The sequence below is a fragment of the Pseudoalteromonas sp. bablab_jr010 genome (assembly GCF_016464105.1).
Classification (GTDB): domain Bacteria; phylum Pseudomonadota; class Gammaproteobacteria; order Enterobacterales; family Alteromonadaceae; genus Pseudoalteromonas; species Pseudoalteromonas simplex.
Genome location: NZ_JACDWV010000149.1, coordinates 77232 through 96148 on the forward strand (window position 1 = coordinate 77232; position 18917 = coordinate 96148).

16 protein-coding genes are annotated in these 18917 nt (G+C 40.9%); 11 read left to right on the top strand and 5 right to left on the bottom strand.

The window, feature by feature from the left end; translation table 11 throughout:
- Positions 1 to 13: 13 nt before the first annotated feature.
- Complete coding sequence (locus JIG37_RS15705) at positions 14 to 469, top strand: hypothetical protein (protein WP_054563522.1); 456 nt, start codon at positions 14 to 16, stop codon at positions 467 to 469.
- A gap of 29 nt (positions 470 to 498) precedes the next feature.
- Here JIG37_RS15705 and ppx read toward each other — a convergent pair whose 3' ends face one another.
- The 3 genes from ppx to JIG37_RS15720 all read right to left on the bottom strand — a co-directional run bounded on the left by ppx (position 499) and on the right by JIG37_RS15720 (position 4687).
- Entirely contained in the window at positions 499 to 1986 is a 1488-nt protein-coding gene (gene ppx / locus JIG37_RS15710; RefSeq protein WP_187489492.1) for an exopolyphosphatase, read from the bottom strand.
- Complete coding sequence (ppk1, locus tag JIG37_RS15715; protein ID WP_199529793.1) at positions 1979 to 4060, bottom strand: polyphosphate kinase 1; 2082 nt, start codon at positions 4058 to 4060, stop codon at positions 1979 to 1981. Before ppk1 ends, ppx begins: the two co-directional genes overlap by 8 nt.
- Before the next feature lie 120 nt (positions 4061 to 4180).
- Positions 4181 to 4687, bottom strand: a complete 507-nt coding sequence (locus tag JIG37_RS15720) for an ACT domain-containing protein (protein WP_187489490.1) — start codon at positions 4685 to 4687, stop codon at positions 4181 to 4183.
- Between the two features lie 348 nt (positions 4688 to 5035).
- On the opposite strand from JIG37_RS15720, the gene JIG37_RS15725 reads away from it, so the two are divergent.
- From JIG37_RS15725 to JIG37_RS15770, 10 genes are all read left to right on the top strand, one after another.
- Positions 5036 to 7270 carry an ABC transporter permease subunit gene (locus tag JIG37_RS15725; RefSeq protein WP_194442158.1) on the top strand — a complete coding sequence of 745 codons (2235 nt, stop codon included), beginning with the start codon at positions 5036 to 5038 and terminating at the stop codon, positions 7268 to 7270.
- Between the two features lie 15 nt (positions 7271 to 7285).
- Positions 7286 to 8935 carry a phosphate ABC transporter permease PstA gene (gene pstA, locus JIG37_RS15730; RefSeq protein ID WP_054552474.1) on the top strand — a complete coding sequence of 550 codons (1650 nt, stop codon included), beginning with the start codon at positions 7286 to 7288 and terminating at the stop codon, positions 8933 to 8935.
- Between the two features lie 26 nt (positions 8936 to 8961).
- Complete coding sequence (gene pstB, locus JIG37_RS15735; protein WP_054552475.1) at positions 8962 to 9789, top strand: phosphate ABC transporter ATP-binding protein PstB; 828 nt, start codon at positions 8962 to 8964, stop codon at positions 9787 to 9789.
- A 47-nt stretch (positions 9790 to 9836) separates the two neighbouring features.
- Complete coding sequence (gene phoU, locus JIG37_RS15740; RefSeq protein ID WP_054552476.1) at positions 9837 to 10538, top strand: phosphate signaling complex protein PhoU; 702 nt, start codon at positions 9837 to 9839, stop codon at positions 10536 to 10538.
- Between the two features lie 150 nt (positions 10539 to 10688).
- Positions 10689 to 11366, top strand: a complete 678-nt coding sequence (locus JIG37_RS15745; protein WP_054552477.1) for a TIGR00153 family protein — start codon at positions 10689 to 10691, stop codon at positions 11364 to 11366.
- 43 nt (positions 11367 to 11409) lie between these two features.
- Complete coding sequence (locus JIG37_RS15750) at positions 11410 to 12678, top strand: inorganic phosphate transporter (protein WP_054552478.1); 1269 nt, start codon at positions 11410 to 11412, stop codon at positions 12676 to 12678.
- Positions 12679 to 12754: 76 nt separating this feature from the next.
- On the top strand, positions 12755 to 13684 hold the full coding sequence (locus JIG37_RS15755) for a hydrogen peroxide-inducible genes activator (protein WP_199529794.1): 930 nt from the start codon (positions 12755 to 12757) through the stop codon (positions 13682 to 13684).
- A gap of 130 nt (positions 13685 to 13814) precedes the next feature.
- Entirely contained in the window at positions 13815 to 14357 is a 543-nt protein-coding gene (locus tag JIG37_RS15760; RefSeq protein ID WP_166339876.1) for an RNA polymerase sigma factor, read from the top strand.
- Positions 14350 to 14949, top strand: coding sequence for a hypothetical protein (locus JIG37_RS15765; RefSeq protein WP_054552481.1), 600 nt, complete (start codon positions 14350 to 14352; stop codon positions 14947 to 14949). The genes JIG37_RS15760 and JIG37_RS15765 overlap by 8 nt, the downstream gene beginning before the upstream one ends.
- 1 nt (position 14950) lies before the next feature.
- A complete protein-coding gene (locus tag JIG37_RS15770; protein ID WP_199529795.1) occupies positions 14951 to 15859 on the top strand; it encodes a hypothetical protein in 909 nt (302 codons plus the stop codon).
- Between the two features lie 23 nt (positions 15860 to 15882).
- On the opposite strand, the gene JIG37_RS15775 is transcribed toward JIG37_RS15770, so the two are convergent.
- Both JIG37_RS15775 and JIG37_RS15780 read right to left on the bottom strand, forming a co-directional pair.
- Complete coding sequence (locus JIG37_RS15775; protein ID WP_054552483.1) at positions 15883 to 16086, bottom strand: hypothetical protein; 204 nt, start codon at positions 16084 to 16086, stop codon at positions 15883 to 15885.
- A 233-nt stretch (positions 16087 to 16319) separates the two neighbouring features.
- On the bottom strand, positions 16320 to 18830 hold the full coding sequence (locus tag JIG37_RS15780) for an EAL domain-containing protein (protein WP_199529796.1): 2511 nt from the start codon (positions 18828 to 18830) through the stop codon (positions 16320 to 16322).
- Between the last annotated feature and the right edge of the window lie 87 nt (positions 18831 to 18917).

The window sequence follows — 18917 nt, forward strand, 5'->3', positions numbered from 1 at the left end:
ATAAGGAATGCACATGCAAGTTAAAACAATACAACAAGTTTATGATTGGACCGTGTTATTTCATACTCAAATGGCAGCCAATTTCCACAGTGTTAAAGACTTACTGGACGAGCACAATCAAATGCTGGTGGATTATTACCTGCAATATGAGAAGAAACTGGCAGAAGATCTCGTTGGCTTTAAAGCCATTACAGAAATAAACACGCTTGATACCTATTGCTATGAGTATTTTGCTGAAAACCCAGAGCTAATTACTTTTAACGATATCAGCACAGATCAGCAAATTGATGAAAAGGCGATTCAGGTTTACTTAACCACGCAACACCAAAAAGTAATCGACTTATACGAATACTTGGTATCGCGAGCTGATACAGAGCAAAGTAAAGAAAAGCTCGAACGTTTACTTGAGCTTGAACATCAAGGCCTTAAGCAAATGATGCAAAGCTCTAACCGCCATATGGATATGTAATCGATTAATCTATTAATCTATTAATCAGCTTAATGAAAATCGAGTAAGAAGCCGACTTTTTTAAGGTATTTTTGCTCTTGCTGTAAGTCAGCTAAAAGCAAGGTATGTTCTTTAAGCCACTTATTGTGAAACTTTAAGAACATACTATTTTGCTTGGCTGTTACCTCAAGTTTAAAACCTTGATCGGTAATACGCTTTTGATTCAGTAGTACCGCTAAGCGCAAAATCACAATAAGCTGCAATATTTCATAATGCTGCATGGTATGCAGTGCCGGAAACTCTTCTAAGCGGATCTTTTTCCGATAAAAACGGATCATGCAACTAAGCAAGGTTTGTTGTTGCTGCGTAAAGCCAGGTAATTGGCTATTCGCCACGATATACGCGCTGTGCTTATGTATCCCTGATGAATTAACCCCTAAGCCAATTTCATGCAGCTGCGCAGCCCAATCCAATAAATTTATGTAATCTGAGTCGGTCAGATGCCATGTTTCTCTTACTTGTTCAAACAGCCACTTTGCAGTTGTCGAGACACGATTAGCATGCTCTTTATCTATGGCATTACGCTCAGATAGGTTCGCGATGGTATTTGTGCGAATATCCTTATGGGCGAGCTTTTGCTGCATTTCATGAAGCAGGCCTTCACGCAGTGAAAAGTCGCTGTACTGCATCGCTTCGATTTTAAACAGCCTAAATACCGCGATTAAAATGGCTAAACCACCACAAATACTCACTTGCCGCTCAGGCGTAAGACCTTCAATTTGCAGCGCTTGTATTTGTTTAGATGCAATAAACTGGGTTTTTAGTTCTAATAACCGCTCTAAAGTAATTAGCTCTTGCTCTGCATCATTGGCATTGATCATGGCAAGGATAGATTTAATTGTGCCAGATGTTCCCACCACAGATTGCCAGCCAGCCGATAAGTAATTAGCAAAAATTACTTCGAGTTCTTGTTCTGCGCGTACCTCAGCTTTGGCAAAGCGCTTAGCAGTGATTTGTCCATCTGCAAAAAACTGCTTGGTATAGCTAACACAGCCCATGTTGCGACTAGCAAGTAGCTTGTGCTTAAAGTGTTTACCAATGATGAGTTCAGTACTGCCGCCACCGATATCAATAACTAAGCGGTTTTCATCGTGATGAATGTAGTGAGCTACACCTTGGTAAATTAAACGTGCTTCTTCTTGCCCTGATATTACTTCAACTGGGTAAGGAAACACCTTACTAGCTTGAGTTAAGAACGAATGAATGTTTTTCGCGCGGCGCAATGTGTAAGTAGCAGCCACTTTGACATTCTCAAGGGGGAAGTCCTGTAAGGTAGTAGCAAATTGCTTAAGAATCGCCAGCGCGCGCTCTATAGCTTCTTGGCTTAAGTGATTTTTATCATCTAAACCATCAGCTAAATAAACGCGCTGCTTTTCTTTGTGTAAGATTTGCAAAGAGCCATCGACCTCTCTTGCCACCACTAAATGAAAACTGTTTGAGCCTAAATCAACGGCAGCAATTGAGGGGTAATCATTCATTATTATAGTTACTTTCCCATTTCTTAAGATGGTCATAAATGGCAATTTGCGAGCGAATTTTTTTACGATTGCCACGGCGCACATAGCTGTTTTTTTGTTCGCTATCGATTATGCGCGCTTTTGATCTATCTTTAAACTGTAGCTCAAGAATATCAATAATAAGCTGTTTTAATTTTTCATCATAAATCGGTGTGGCGACTTCAACACGGTGATCAAGATTTCGGGTCATCCAATCCGCTGATGAAATATACACTTTTTCGTTGCCATTATTATGAAACACCATCACCCGAGGGTGCTCTAAAAAGCGGTCAACGATACTGATGATACGAATATTATCGTTAACGGCAGAGGGCACTAACGAACACATGCCACGCACAATAATGCGAATTTTTACGCCGCGTCTTGCGGCAAAGTAGAGGTGATCAACCAGCTCTTTATCAACAAGGTTGTTTATTTTTAGCGTAATTCGGCCAGCCTTACCATGCTCTACATTGGTTATTTCAGCATCAATTAGCGACATAATAGTTTGTCTTGCGTTGACTGGTGATAGCATCAAGTGATCAAACTGAAATGGTTTATAGCTACTTTCGATGAATCTAAAAACGCTATCGCACTCTTCGCTAATACCTTCATGTCTGGTAAATAAACTAAAGTCAGTATAAATTTTGGCAGTTTTCTCATGGAAGTTACCCGTGCCTATATGGGCATATTTCACTATGTTGTTCTTTTCTTTACGGTGAATAACGCATAACTTACTGTGCACTTTCAATGCAGGAATACCAAAAATTACTTTAACACCAGCATTACTCAGGGTCTTTGCCCATTCAATATTGTTTTGTTCATCAAAGCGCGCTTTCAGCTCAACCATAACGGTGACGTGTTTGCCATTTTTTGCCGCATTAATTAGCGTAGAAACAAGGCGAGATTGACTCGCAACGCGATAAATATTGACCTTAATCTGAGTTACATCTGGGTCAAAAGCAGCTTGGCGCACAAACTCAAGTAAATGATTAAAGGTGTGATAAGGGTAATACAGTAAAATATCTTGCTCTGAAATGGCATCAAACACACTTGAGTGATTGTTAAAAGCCGTGCTTTGTAATGCAGGCAGTGGTTTGTTTTCTAAATACTGACGACCAACATTCGGAAACGCAATAAAATCGCGGAAATTACGGTAACGACCGCCGGGGATCAACGCATCATGTTGACTAATATTAAGACGCTTTTTCATCACTTTAAGCATTTCAGCTGGCATGCTCTCGTCATAAACAAGGCGCACAGGCTCAGCAGAAATACGTTGCTTAAGACCCTTTGACATTTTATCGAGCAAGCCTTCTTCTAGCTCATCATCCAAATTGTACTCGGCATCACGGGTGAGTTTGATGGCGTAGCATTGAATATCATCAAAGCTAAAAAAGCTGCTAAACACATCGCGAATAAAGTAGGCGATGATGTCATCTAGCATCACGATGGTTTTGTGACGGCGTGTTTTCTCTGGTGGCAAAATAACAAAGCGAGATACGCGGTCAGTAGGCACTTCCATCATGGCATAATGACTTTTTTGATTGGTCATCTCGACGAACAAATAGGTCATGGTGTCGTTGATCTGATCTGAGTAGTCTTTCTTTTCAGAGAGTAAAATCGGCAATATGTGTTGTAGCACATTGTCGTGGAAGAATTTTTTCAGCCAACTCAAATGAAATTCAGACAACTCTTCTGGTTGTTCAACATGAATATTATGCTCGTTTAAGTCATTTAAAATATCTTTATGAATTTGGTTAAACTTTTTACCAAGCTGGAGCACTTTACTTTGGATCTGATGAAGTAATATTTCGTCTTCTTCAAAGTTCGCATCAGGAATTTTATTAAGTAATATGCGGCGTTTTACATCGGCAACACGGACACGGAAAAACTCATCCATGTTGTTTGAGTAAATACCTAAAAAGCGCATGCGCTCAATAATCGGGTTCGATTTGTCTTTGGCTTCTTGCAGCACGCGTTCATTAAAAGACAGCCAACTTAGCTCTTTGGCAAAGTAATTAACGGCTTGAGAAGAAGAATGTGATGCGTTCATCTGGTTTTCCAACGTTTATAGCTAGTTAGAATGTAGAGGATGCAGATGACACAAGTATGACAAGCGTGTCAGTTTTGTGACACGCTTAATCTAACTTTAGTTGTAGAAGTGGTACTTGGTTTAAGCATCCTCAATATCAACAATTAGGTCTGTGGTAATAGACTCAAGTGCGCTAATCACTTCGTCTTTGTTCATGCCTATTGGCAAAGCAACGGTCGCAACAGCACTAAAAATTGGCACGCCCCAGTTAGGTGCACTTTGTTGTTTTGAATTTAGGTGAGTGATATTCGCCCCTTTGTGACGAATAACGCTGGCTAGCTCTTGTACAATGCCTGGTCTGTCATTACCAGTAATCACGAAATTAATTTCCTCAGACGGAACATCAGGCAAGGTATCAGTTCCACGTTCAATTCGAACTTCAAGATAAGGTAAGCTGTGAAGAGCATCTTGTAATTCTTGCAAATGTTCTTCGGGTACTGCGGCTTCGATAATTCCGGCAAAATGACCTGCAAGGTGGCTCAAATTACTTGTCAGCCAGTTACCATGATGGTTTAAAATTGTGGCAGAAATATCTTCAACTAGGCCGGGTTTGTCTGGCCCTAAAATAGTAATTACTAACTGCTTCATACTTAAATCTCTATAAAAAAGCCTCAGAAAAATGCAATAAAAGGGAGGAGGCGTTGGTTAAAAATGATTCTTATTGTTGAAAAAAATAAGTCTCATTGAGTATTGATGCTGTTTTAATGTTTGTCCAATTTTTTCACTGTAGTTATAAAAAATTAGTTATAACAATTTGTTAGCTTGATTGTGGTACTGTAATAAAAGTGCTCCACAATGACTTATTTTGGTCATTCTTTAACTTTAAAATACGTCCCTGAAATACTCGCTTTATTACACTGAATTATGACGTTTGTAACATTACTGTCATCTTGGTGAAATATAATTCGCGCAACGTTAAGTTTTAAGGGTGTTTTGATGACTTCCAATCCGAATAAACCTACCTTTCATACGGATAGAAGCCGTCTATTTAAAGACAGGTTTGCCAAGTGGGGTATTTCCGCGGGTGGCGTAATGGTGCTTGTAGCACTGCTACTCATATTCTTTTACCTTCTTTATGTTGTTCAACCTATTTTTGAATCAGCAAAAGTAGAAACACGTAATAGTGTAAAACTACAAAATGCGTCAGAAGTTGTTGGACTTGGCATTGAAGAGCAAACAGAAGTTGCCTTTTTACTCGGTGAAAAAGGTAATGTGGACTTTTACAATGTTGAAAAAGAGCAATTTGGTAAAAAGATCACCACTCTTAATACAGAATTACCAAGCGATGTAAGCAGCTTTGCAAGCTCTGCACCGTTTCAGGGGCAATACGCATACGGCCTAGAGAATGGCTCTGTTGTTGTGGTTGCGCCAAAATTCTTAGTGACATTCCCGAACAACCAACGCCAATTAACACCGCGTTTAGATTACCCGTTGGGTGATATGGCGCTTGAGGTTGACGATCAAGGTGCGGCAATCACTAAATTTGCATTTAGCCACTACGAAGATAAAACAGCTGTTGTTGCTTTAACCGCTGACAAGCGCGTTTTATTTAGCAGCTTTGTGGGTGAAGAAAACATGTTCACCGGCGAAGTAGAGTGGGTTGTTGAGCGTACTGAGCTTGATATCGAAGGTCGTGTTGATGAGCTATTAATTTCACCTGATACAACACGTACATTCGTGCGTTCAGCAAATCAAATTTACGTATATGATACCCGTTACCCTTCTGAAGTTGAGCAAATCCAACTGCTTGCAGCTAACGAAGAAAACGCGAACCTAGTTTCAACTCAGCTATTAGCGGGTGCCAACTCACTGATGCTTGCTAACGATAATGGCGAAGTATCACAGTGGTTTGAAGTAAACACTGAAAATGGCCGTGAGTTCCAAAAGATTCGTGCATTTGAAACCAGCAAGCAATCGAAACTAAATATTTTTACTGAGTTCTATCGTCGTACCTTCTTCACAGCGGGTGCTAACGGTGAGCTTGGTATTTATTACACAACCAGTGATGCAAAACTGTGGCAAGGTAAAGTAAGCGAAGGTCCAATTCAAAACTTTGCTATTTCACCACGTTCAAATGCGGCACTGATTCTTGCTGATGACGCGTTAAAAGTGATTGAAATCCATAACGAGCACCCAGAAGTAACCTGGTCTGCATTATGGCAAGAAGTGTGGTACGAAGGCTATCCAGAGCCGGGTTACATCTGGCAGTCAACGTCTGCGAGTGATGACTTTGAATCTAAGTTCTCGTTAGTGCCAATTTCATTCGGTACGATTAAAGCTGCAATGTACGCAATGTTATTTGCGGTCCCCATTGCGCTTTCAGCGGCAATTTACACGGCGTACTTTATGTCGAGTGAATTACGTAAAGTGGTTAAGCCGACTGTAGAAATTATGGAAGCATTACCAACGGTAATCTTAGGTTTCTTAGCAGGTCTTTGGTTAGCACCATTAATTGAAGAACATTTACCAGCGATTGTCGGATTATTGGTGTTGCTGCCAATTGGTATCTTATTAACTGCATTCGGCTGGAACAAACTACCGGCGTCAATTCGTCACCGTATTCCTGAAGGTTCGCATTCAATTTTACTTATCCCAGTGGTTATCTTTATTGGCTGGTTATCGTTTGCGATGAGTAACTCAATTGAGCTTTGGATGTTTGACGGTAATGTGCGTCAGTACCTAACCAATGAATTAGGTATGACATTCGACCAACGTAACTCACTAGTTGTTGGTATTGCGATGGGCTTTGCTGTTATCCCAACTATCTTCTCAATTGCTGAAGATGCGGTATTCAGTGTTCCTAAGCACTTATCAAACGGTTCATTAGCACTTGGTGCAACGCAATGGCAAACATTGGTTCGCGTAGTACTACTAACAGCAAGCCCGGGTATCTTCTCAGCAGTAATGATGGGCCTAGGTCGTGCGGTCGGTGAAACAATGATTGTACTAATGGCAACAGGTAATACACCTATTATGGACTGGAGTATCTTCCAGGGTATGAGAACACTTGCAGCGAATATCGCGGTAGAAATGCCAGAGTCTGAGGTAGGTAGCTCGCATTATCGCATCCTATTCTTAGCAGCATTTGTATTATTCATATTCACATTCGTTTTCAACACAGTGGCTGAGTTTGTTCGTCAGCAACTGCGTGAAAAATACAGTTCAATGTAGGTGGAGAGACACGACATGGTAAAGCAGTGGTTTAAGTCTGGTTCTCCTTGGATTTGGATGACCGGCGGTGCGGTAAGCATCAGTTTAATCTCGGTTCTTGGCTTACTAGCCATGATTGCTTGGAAAGGTTTAAGCTTTTTCTGGCCATCAGAAGTAGTGCAATTTGAGCTGCAAGGTTCAGTTGCAAAACAAACAGTGATCGGTGAAATTTATGACCGTGAACTAGTTGCAAAATCACGTATTGAGGCGACGGGCGTTGATTTATCTCATTACGACAAAGAGCAGCTAGAGCGCTTATTAATCAAAACCGGTAACCGTGAGTATGTTGATCTCGATTTCCGCTGGGTACTAGAGACAGACATTACATCGCGTACTGCGCCAGCAGAGCTTGCAGTATTCGAACGTAGCAAAAACGGTAACTTTTACGGTTATGTTGAGCAGGTTATTAAAGACGGTGAAGTTATCACAGATAACAAAATCGATGTGCTTTATGATCTTGTAGAGCGTGCTGTTGACCTAAATGACCAAGCGTTAGACTTACAAAATGGTGATATTGGTCATATTAACTATGAACTTGAGCGTTTACGCTTAAAAGAAAAAGCATACCAGCTTGATAACGAACTAACCGATGAGCGTGTTGCTGAGCTTGCACAAACTCGTGCTGAGTTACGTGCTGAATACACAGTGTTAGAAAAGCAGTTATTTGCACTTCGTAAAGAAGCAAAGCGTGACCAAGTAACTGTGAGAGACATGCGCGGTGAAGTGGTTACTTTACCTCTGTATCAAGTTCTTGATGTGTGGTTCCCTAATGACATGGGCTTCTTTGCTAAGCTTGGTCACTATTTTGTACAACTTGGTAAGTTTGTAGCGGATGACCCACGTGAAGCAAACACTGAAGGTGGTGTATTCCCGGCAATTTTCGGTACTGTATTCATGGTATTACTAATGGCAGTGATTGTGACGCCATTTGGTGTGGTTGCAGCGATTTACTTGCATGAATATGCAGCAAAAAATGCCGTGACTAAGATGATCCGTATCGCGGTAATCAACCTTGCGGGTGTACCTTCGATTGTATACGGTGTATTTGGTCTAGGTTTCTTTGTATACATGCTCGGTGGCAGCATTGACCAATTATTCTACCCTGAGTCGTCGCCAAGCCCAGTATTTGGTACGCCAGGTGTGATTTGGTCTGCATTAACGCTCGCAATTTTAACGCTGCCTGTTGTTATTGTTTCGACAGAAGAAGGTTTATCACGTATACCAAGTACGGTTCGTCATGGTTCATTAGCACTTGGCGCAACAAAAGCAGAAACGCTATGGCGCATCATCATTCCGATGGCAAGCCCTGCGATTATGACAGGTTTAATCCTAGCGGTTGCACGTGCAGCCGGTGAAGTAGCACCACTCATGCTTGTTGGTGTTGTTAAGATGGCACCAACACTGCCTCTTGACGGTAACTTCCCATACATACATTTAGATAGAAAATTTATGCACTTAGGTTTCCATATTTACGATGTTGGTTTCCAAAGCCCTAACGTAGAAGCGGCTCGTCCGCTGGTATATGCCACGGCATTCTTACTGGTATCAGTAATTATCGCCCTGAATATCACCGCGATTGGTATTCGTAACCACTTACGCGAAAAGTTTAGAGCTCTTGAGCATTAATACAGAATTTTTATAGGTAGACAGAGATGATTACAGTTGCACCACAAGTAAACCAAGCGAAAAGCGCGGCAAAGCTAGATTTAGATAACCTAACTGCAGAGCAAACAGCGTTAGAGATTAAAAACTTAGATCTATACTACGGTGATAAACAAGCGCTTAGCGGCGTAAATATGAACATCCCAAAAGGTCAGGTAACAGCATTTATCGGTCCATCGGGTTGTGGTAAATCAACACTTTTACGTTGTATCAACCGTATGAACGACCTTGTTGATAGCTGTCGTATCGATGGTGAAATCTTACTACATGGTCACAATATCTATGATAAGAATGTAGATGTTGCTGCACTACGAAGAAATGTCGGGATGGTATTCCAACGTCCTAATCCATTTCCAAAATCAATCTACGAAAATGTCGTTTATGGCCTACGCTTACAAGGTATTAAAGAAAAGCGTAAACTAGACGAAGTGGTTGAACAATCTTTACGTGGCGCGGCGTTATGGGATGAAGTTAAAGACCGTTTACACGATAGTGCATTTGGCCTATCGGGTGGTCAGCAACAGCGTCTTGTAATTGCTCGCTCAATTGCTATCGAGCCTGAAGTACTACTTCTGGATGAGCCTACATCGGCACTAGATCCAATTTCTACTTTAGTTATCGAAGAGCTAATTAACGACTTAAAGAATAAGTTTACCGTGGTAATCGTTACTCACAACATGCAACAGGCTGCTCGTGTATCAGACCAAACTGCGTTTATGTACATGGGTGAGTTGATTGAGTATTCAGATACCAATACGTTATTTACAACACCAAGCAAGAAGAAAACAGAAGACTACATTACAGGCCGTTACGGTTAGTTAATAAAGTTACTTGGTACCGTAAACGAAATTTATAGAGGTAGACAATGGAACATAATATCAATAAACACATTTCGGGCCGCTTTAATGAAGAGCTTGAAAATGTGCGTAACCATGTATTAAACATGGGTGGTTTAGTTGAACAACAACTAAACAGTGCACTGGATGCTGTTAGCAATGGTGATGCAGATCTTGCACAAAAAGTTCGTGAAAACGACTATAAAGTAAATGCAATGGAAGTGAATATTGACGAAGAATGTACACGCATTATTGCTCGTCGTCAGCCGGCAGCGAGTGACTTACGTCTTGTCATTGCCATTGCAAAAACAATTGCCGATTTAGAGCGTATTGGTGATGAAGCTGAGCGTATTGCTAAAGTTGCGCTAGACTCATTTACTAAAGATCAGCAAGACTTATTGGTAAACATTGAAAACATGGGTCGCCAAGTATCGAAAATGCTTCATGATGTACTCGATGCATTTGCACGTATGGATGTGCAATGTGCGTTTGAAGTACATAAAGAAGACGCTAAAGTTGATCGTGAATATGAAGCAATTACTCGTCAAATCATGACATATATGATGGAAGATCCACGCTCAATCCCGAAAATTATGGATTTAGTGTGGTCAGTACGTTCATTAGAGCGTATTGGCGACCGTTGCCAGAATATTGCTGAATACATCATCTATTTTGTTAACGGTAAAGATATTCGTCATACATCTCAAGCAGATATAGAAAAGTCGCTGTAATTAAGCCGCTACTTTTCATTATTAAATCGAGCGGCCCTAGGGCCGCTTTGTGTTTTATTGCTGATGTAAGGCAGAAAAAGCGTTCACAATCGAACACAATGCTGTAAAATTCGCAGCTGCCAAAGCATACTAATTTATAAAGGGTCAGTTATGCCTACAAATGCATTTTTAGGGGTTTTTGCTAAATCACCTATTAAGCCTATGGAAGATCACATTAAGAAAGTACATCAAGCAAGTAAAGCATTGATCCCTTTCTTTAATCACGTGTTTAAAGAAGAATGGCAAGAAGCGGAAGAAATCCGTTTAAACATTCGTAATTTAGAGCGTGAAGCTGATGAAATGAAACGTAACATCCGCCTTCAACTACCTCGTGGCTTATTCATGCCAGTTGAGCGTACCGATTTGCTAGAGCTTGTTACTCAACAAGACAAAATTGCTAACAAAGCAAAAGATATCGCAGGTCGTGTAGTTGGTCGTGAGATGATCATACCTACCGAAATCCAAACAGATTTCCTTGCTTATGTAACTCGTTGTGTTGATGCGACTAAACAAGCGTCAAAAGCAATCAATGAGCTAGATGAGCTGCTTGAAACGGGCTTCAAAGGTCGCGAAGTGACTTTAGTTGAAAAAATGCTCGTTGAATTGGACGCTATTGAACAAGACACGGATGACATGCAGATCAAAATTCGCCGTCAATTGCGCGCCATCGAAAATGAACTTAACCCAGTCGACGTGATGTTCTTATACAAGATCATTGAGTGGGTGGGCGAGCTTGCAGATATTGCAGAGCGCGTAGGTTCTCGTCTTGAGCTGATGTTAGCTCGTTAATTAAAAATCAGTTCAAACACGAAAAAAATTAAAGGTTCACACAATGGATATCATTGCAAATTACGGCACGTTATTGGTTTTAACTGCCGCCGCAGTCGGTTTCTTTATGGCTTATGGTATTGGTGCAAATGACGTTGCCAATGCCATGGGTACATCAGTAGGCTCAAAAGCACTTACAATTAAACAAGCAATCATCATCGCGATGGTGTTTGAATTCGCTGGCGCATACCTTGCCGGTGGTGAGGTTACATCTACAATCCGTAAAGGGATTATCGATGCCACGCCATTTATGGACATACCTGAGTTAATGATACTCGGTATGATTGCCGCATTATTCGCTGCAGGTAGCTGGTTATTAATTGCCTCTTTCTTAGGCTGGCCAGTATCTACGACTCACTCAATCATTGGTGCCATCATTGGTTTCGCATTGGTTGCAGTAGGTAGTGAAGCAATCCAATGGAACAAGGTAATGGGTATCGTAGGTAGCTGGATTGTTACCCCTGCTATCTCTGGTTTTATTGCTTATTTGATTTTCATGAGTGCGCAAAAGCTAATTTTTGACACTGATGCACCACTTAAAAATGCTAAGCGTTACGTGCCTATCTATATGGGTCTAGCGGGCTTCATCATGTCACTTGTAACAATCAAGAAAGGCTTGAAGCATATCGGTATTAACTTAGGTGCTGTTGAAGGTTATGCGCTTTCTATCGCGATTGCTGTTGTAGTTGCTATCATCGGTAAGATTGCGATTGCTCGCCTTAAAATCGATCCTAAAGCTGATAAGAAAATGCAGTTCAACAACGTTGAGAAAGTGTTCGCAGTACTTATGGTACTAACAGCATGTTGTATGGCATTCGCACACGGTTCAAACGACGTTGCTAACGCGATTGGTCCACTAGCTGCTGTTGTAAACATTGTTGAGCACAACGGTGAAATCGCTAAGAAAGCGGCTATTGCATGGTGGATTTTACCACTAGGTGGTTTAGGTATCGTTGCTGGTCTTGCTATCTTAGGTAAGAAAGTAATTAAAACAATCGGTGAAGGCATCACGCACTTAACACCAAGCCGTGGTTTTGCTGCTGAACTTGCTGCTGCTTCAACAGTTGTTATCGCATCAGGTACTGGTTTACCTATTTCTACTACGCAAACACTTGTAGGTGCGGTACTAGGTGTTGGTATGGCACGCGGTATTGCGGCTCTTAACATGGGTGTTGTAAGAAACATTGTAGTTTCTTGGGTAATTACATTGCCAGTTGGCGCAGCCCTTGCTATTGTTATTTTCTATGTACTGAGAACTGCCTTCGGGGTATAAAAAGTACTAAAAGACTTTTAGCTTGAAAAGATCTCAATGCCTTAGGTATTGGGGTCTTTTTATTTGCAGGTAGAGAATGAATAACTTACCAAGTATTAAACAACTACAGTATTTATTAGCAGTCCACCAACATCAACACTTTGGCCGCGCAGCAAGCGCCTGTTTTATCGGTCAATCAACCTTAAGTAGTGCAATTCAAAACTTAGAAGAAACCTTAGGTTGCCAACTTATAGAGCGTGAAAACCGCAGCTTAATGTTTACCGCAATTGGTGAAGAGGTTGTCGAAAAAGCACGTAAGATTATTGACGACACCCTTAGCCTTAAAGAGCTGACAAAGAGTTTTTTAACGCCTTTGAGTGGCACTCTCACGCTTGGTGTGATCCCGACGATTGCCAGCTTTATTGCTGCGCCTTTATATCATTTCTGCAAACAGACCTTTACCGAGTTAGAGCTAGTGCTAGTTGAAGACACCAGTGACAAACTGCTCGACAAACTTGAACATGGCCAAATTGATATGGCATTACTCGCTTTACCGTATGACACGGAAAAGTTTCATACACAAGTACTTGCTAAAGATCACTTCAGCCTAGTGCATCATAAAGATTATACTCCAGCAGATGGTGTGGAAGATTTTAATCTTTTACCGGATGCGAGTGTGTTCTTACTAGAACGTGAGCACTGCATGACTGGCCATGCACTAAGTGCTTGCCACTTGAATCGCTCAAGTTGTATTAACCCATTTGAAGCGGCAAGCTTACATACGCTATTAAGTATGGTTGAACACCAGCTTGGTGTTACTTTTTTACCACAAATGGCTATCAATGCAGGCATTTTAGATAAAAAAGAGATGGTCGCAACACCATCGCAAAATGATGCATATCGAGATATTGGTATCGTGTGGCGTAAAACCACGGGCCGGATCAGAGACTTTAGGCTATTTAGCCAGCAGCTAGAGCTGTTTCTCAATAAGCAATGTAGCTTAGACGGTCAGTGTGACAACGAATAAAACCTCTAAATAAAGAACCCCAAATAAAAAATATTTGGGGTTTTTTATTATTTAAGCAAACTATTTTTTTCCTTCCCTCGACTAACATAATAACAAAACCATTAAAGGCAGATCAGATGACGAGGCTAGTTTGTTTTTTCAATCACTTGAAACACTAATTGCTAAAGCGCAACAGGGCAATAAACGGGCGTGGTTGAAATTAGTCAAGCAGCACGAAACACAGGTATATAACTATTGCCTAAGGATGTTAAGTCACCCTGATGATGCAATGGATTTAATGCAAGAAGTGTTTATTTCTGTTTATAAAAGCTTACCGAGCTTTCGTGGTGAATCGAGTTTTAATACTTGGCTCTATCAAATTGTGCACCGGCGTAGTGTTGAATATTACCGCCGCCGTAAGCTGCATCAAGGTTTAGACGATATACCAGAAGAAAGCTGCGAGCATAGTGAGTTAGAAACCAATCAACTGCAATCTGAGCAGCATCATGAACTCAAAGCAATGATGAACAATTTACCCTGGGAGCAACGCTTGGTGGTGGAGTTAAAGTTTTTTCAGCACTGTACATTTGAAGAAATCGCTGAGCAATTAGGTATTTCGACCAATACAGCTAAATCAAGACTATACAGTGCTCTAGGCAAGTTAAAAGTGCATTTGGAGGCCCTAGATGGCTAATTTAGATTCATTATTTACCGCATGGTTAGAGGGCGAAAGCCTAACTGATGAGCAAATTGCGTTGCTACAAGCCAATGCTGAGTATGCATCAATGATGAACAATGCAATGCAGTGGCAACAACAAAGTCAACATTATGAAACGGTACCCGTACCAAATTGGGATCGAGAATCTACGATGCCCAAAGTACAAAAACAAAGTCTGTTTTTTGGTGCTGGGGTGTGGGCAGTGGCTGCGTCAATAGTATTTTGCGCGTGGGTTTTTGTTAGTAATCCACAGCAAGGAAACCAGCAGTTACTAGAGCAAGTGGCCAAGCAAACCAATTTATTAGAGTCACAACAAAAGCAAATTGATCAGTTACAAAATATCATTACTGCGCAAAACGAAGTGCAGCAACAGCAGATGTACCAACTGGCCAAAGAAGCGATTAAAACCGGGCGAGTAGAGCGCCAAGAAGATATTGCCAGCGTGCTGGCTTATATCAAAACACAGCGTGCCCAAGACCAAGCGTACTTACGTATGCAGTTAAATGATTTAGCAGAGCAAGTGGAAGGCGGACCATTGCCAACCGTTGCCAACAATTTGGAGTATTAAGATGTCAAAATACAAATCAACTACGACTGCATTATTGCTTTGCGCAGCAGTAAGTGTGCAAGCACAAGCAAATGATGAATTGGATAAAATCCAGCGTGAAGTCGGGATTATGGAAAAGATTCTCTCAGCGGCGTTAAAACAAGATACTGATAACAAGGTAAGGAATGTCTCTTCGAGTTATTTGCAGCATCAAGGCGTGGTGTTTAGTTTTGATGTACGAGGCAGTTCACGCTGGTCTACAGTGTTTGCCTCTGTGCCCGATGCGCCGTTGCCACCAATGCCTGATATTGATTTTGAAGAACTCACTGAAATTGAAGTACTAGGCGAGCATGTGCAAGTGATCAGCGATGCAGTAGTCGTGAAAACGCAAGAAGCCTACCAACAAGCTATGGAAGTGATGCGCGAAAGTGCAGAGCGAGTACGTGAAGTGGCTGAGCAAGAGCGCGATGTAAGCCGTGAAATTCGTGATCTTGAACGTGAAAAGCGCGACCTTGAATTTGATCGTCGCCACGATAAAGATGCCAAAGAGCAAGAGCTCGAAAAACGTAAACAAGCATTACAAGCATCGATTAAAGAGCTTGAAAAGCAACAGCTAAAGTTATCACAAAAGCAGCAGCAAATGCGCAAAGAGTTAGCTGAGAAAAAACAAGCCCGCGTAAAAGAGCAAAAGCAACAGCTAGCAGCCCTAGCACAGCAAGTAGATAAAAGCTTATCTCTGACTCTATGTGATTATGGTAGCGGTTTAAGAAGTTTACCTAACGATGAACATGTGAGCTTTATCATCCGTGGTGTTAGCGAAGGTAAAACTGAACAAGTAAAAGTGTTTAAAAAGTCTGACATTAAAAAGTGTGTGGTTGGCGATATAAAAGCCGCGCAATTACTCGAAAAAGCATCAAGTTATAGTTTTTAAATTCTCCCAACTAAAAAAGCAGCCTAAAGTGGCTGCTTTTCATTCATTGAAAATGGTTTTAAGTCGGGTAAAAACAACAAGTAAACCCACACGACTAAGTTAAAGTAAGGTACTAAACCTAACCCTGTAAAGGTTTTTACCGGATACCCTTTTAAGCTCGCATTACGGTAACATTGATACGCTATCCCTAGATTTACAATCAGCAACAAAACGATTAGTTGTGTCATCACTTTTCTCCATTATACCGCCAATACATGGACTTAACGATGTTAAGCTATGCTTAGTATGTTTAATATAATAAGTAATGTCATGTTTATTATAGATAATCACCATAAAAACACGACATTTAACCTTGCTATGGATTTAAGTATAGATGAGTATTGTCAGTATGGAAGCAAAATTTCTTAGAAAAAATGTTTAAAAATGTATCAAGCTTTGCTCTAAATAGGCTAGATAATTGTTAGTTAAACAGATTATTTTCAGATATTTTTTTAAGTTCAGCCGTTATTTTTTCAACAGGCATCGGGCGAGCAATGAAGTAACCTTGCCCATAATCTACGCCGATATCTTTTAGTGCTAAGAATATTTCTTTGTTTTCAACATATTCAGCAACAGAGCGCTTATCAAGCGAACGGCTAATATCATTAATCGCTTTTACAAGCGCTAAATCGATTGGGTCGTTCAGCATGTCGCGAACAAATGAACCATCAATTTTTACATGTTGAGCCGGTAATTGTTTAAGGTAGTTGAAGGTACTAAAGCCTGTACCAAAGTCATCAATTGAGAAGTGACACCCTAAGCCGTTCAAACGCTCGATCATGGCACGGGTTGCAACGAGGTTATTAATACTCGCAGACTCTGTGATCTCAAAAATGATACGTGTTGGTTCAACAGCATATTCTTTTAAGCTCGACTCTATATGAGGCAGTAAGCGTTCATCTAAAAACGACTGTGCTGATAAGTTAATTGCTATTTGATTGAGCTCCGGGTACTCGGCAACACTCTTAATTGCATTACGAATAACACATTGATCCATTAAAAATGTATCGTTTAGAAGTTCAAGAGCTGGGATAAATTGATTTGGGTAAACAATTTCATCGTTTAATTTTAAGCGTAATAGCGCTTCAAAATAGGCAACATGGCCGCGCTTAAAGTCCCAAATAGGCTGATAGTGAAGCTCGATAGCATCGTGCTGTAATGCCTGACGAATACTGTGCCCCCACTCTAAACCCGCTTGTAAGCTATTGTGGCTGGAGTCTTCTTTAGAGTAGCAATGAACGAGGTTACGTCCTAAGCTTTTTGCTACATAAAGAGCGATATCAGCTTGTTTTAAGCATTCACTTGGATCGTTATTTTGCTCAGTGATTTGTGTTAAACCAATTGAACAGCTAATTGAGTACTCTTGGCCTTCTGAATGAAAACGGTGTTTTTCAATCGCCATGCAAATGCTTTCTGCAACCAAGTGTGCATCGAGTAGGTTCGTATTTTTTAAGATCACGGCGAATTCATCACCACCGATGCGGCACACTAAGTGCTCATCACTGATATTCGCTGTAAATAACTGAGCAACTTCTTTTAGAACGATGTCGCCTTGTTGGTGACCTTTACTGTCGTTGATGATTTTAAAGTGATCTAAGTCGATATAAATCAGGGCATGCTCTGTATCGTTACTGGTGTACTTGGCTTTACAAATACGTTGTAATTGTTGGTCAAAGTAATAACGGTTATGCAGCTCTGTGAGCGTATCGTGCAAGGCTAAATGACGAAGTTGTAGCTCTGCCTGTTTACGCTCATGAATGTTATCGATAGTGGCGGTAATAGTCGCTGAGTTTTGGCTATTTTTTATTAGTTGTAAGCGACATTCAACCCAAATGGCATTACCATTTTTATGTTTTAGCTGGATCTCTACCTGTTGCTGTTGCTCACCACCAAGCAAAATACGCTGAATGGTATCTTGTAGCTTTGTTTTGCACTCCGGTAAGCAAAAGTCTGTTAGTGACTTTGCTAAACTAGATTTTATGCCATAGCCCGTTAAATGCTCCCAAGCTGGGTTAATAAAGCGAATATTACCCTCTTGGTTAAACTCAAGCACCACCGTATTTAGGTGTAATAAAATACGTTGGTGGGCAGAAAACAGCTCTTTATAACGGCTTTGACTTTGGCTTAGTTGTTCTACTTTTTGTGCAAACTCTGCGTAGCTCACCATGAAATCTTCACGACGAGCAGCGTGGTCACACACTTTGCTTAATAACGAGTGATCGTAAGGGGCGCGAATAAAATCAGTAACGCCAGAAAGTAACAACTGCTCCGCGTAATCTGCATCATTGTTATCAATGATGGTTACAATCGCTTGTTTTGGGTTGTGTTGTAATATTTCGCTAATTAACCCAGCTGCGGTATCAGAATGAGACTCGGTGGCGTCAATCAATACAATGGCAAATTTTTGTTGTAAAAAAGTAGCTAGCGTCGCTTTTGTAGACGTGGTGTGAGTAATAGCAAAACTGAGTTTAAGCTGCTCGCTAATATCTTTTGCTTTGCGACTATCGGTTTCAAGTAGCAATAAATTGAGGCGGCTACTTTTTTCAAGATGGGTTGATAACACGTTGGCTAACATTTGCGGCAGCATATCTTGGCGCTCAAATGGCAATACGGCATCAATGCCATAGCTGCGAGCCGTGGTTTCGGCTATACGTTCACAATAAATTGGTGGAGTAAGTAAAATAGGTGTGTTTTTTGGTGTTTTTAATAACCCTGAACGGATCATGCGCGAAAAACGCCAACCATCAATCTTACCAACCTCAAGACCGGTAATGATAATATCCACTGGGTGGCTTTTAAGAATTTTTAGCGCATCTTGAGAGTCACTGGCTTCGATAAACGTGAAGACATTAAGTTTGTTTAATGTGGTCTTAATTGTTTCACGCTCAGCAACGCTTGCGTTTAAAATTAGCAGTTTCAACTGCTTTGCCATGGCGCTACTACCTCTTACCTAACCCATGTTTATTGAATAGGCTAGAATAATGACATTTTGCCTAATCTACAAGCAAACTTTACCTAA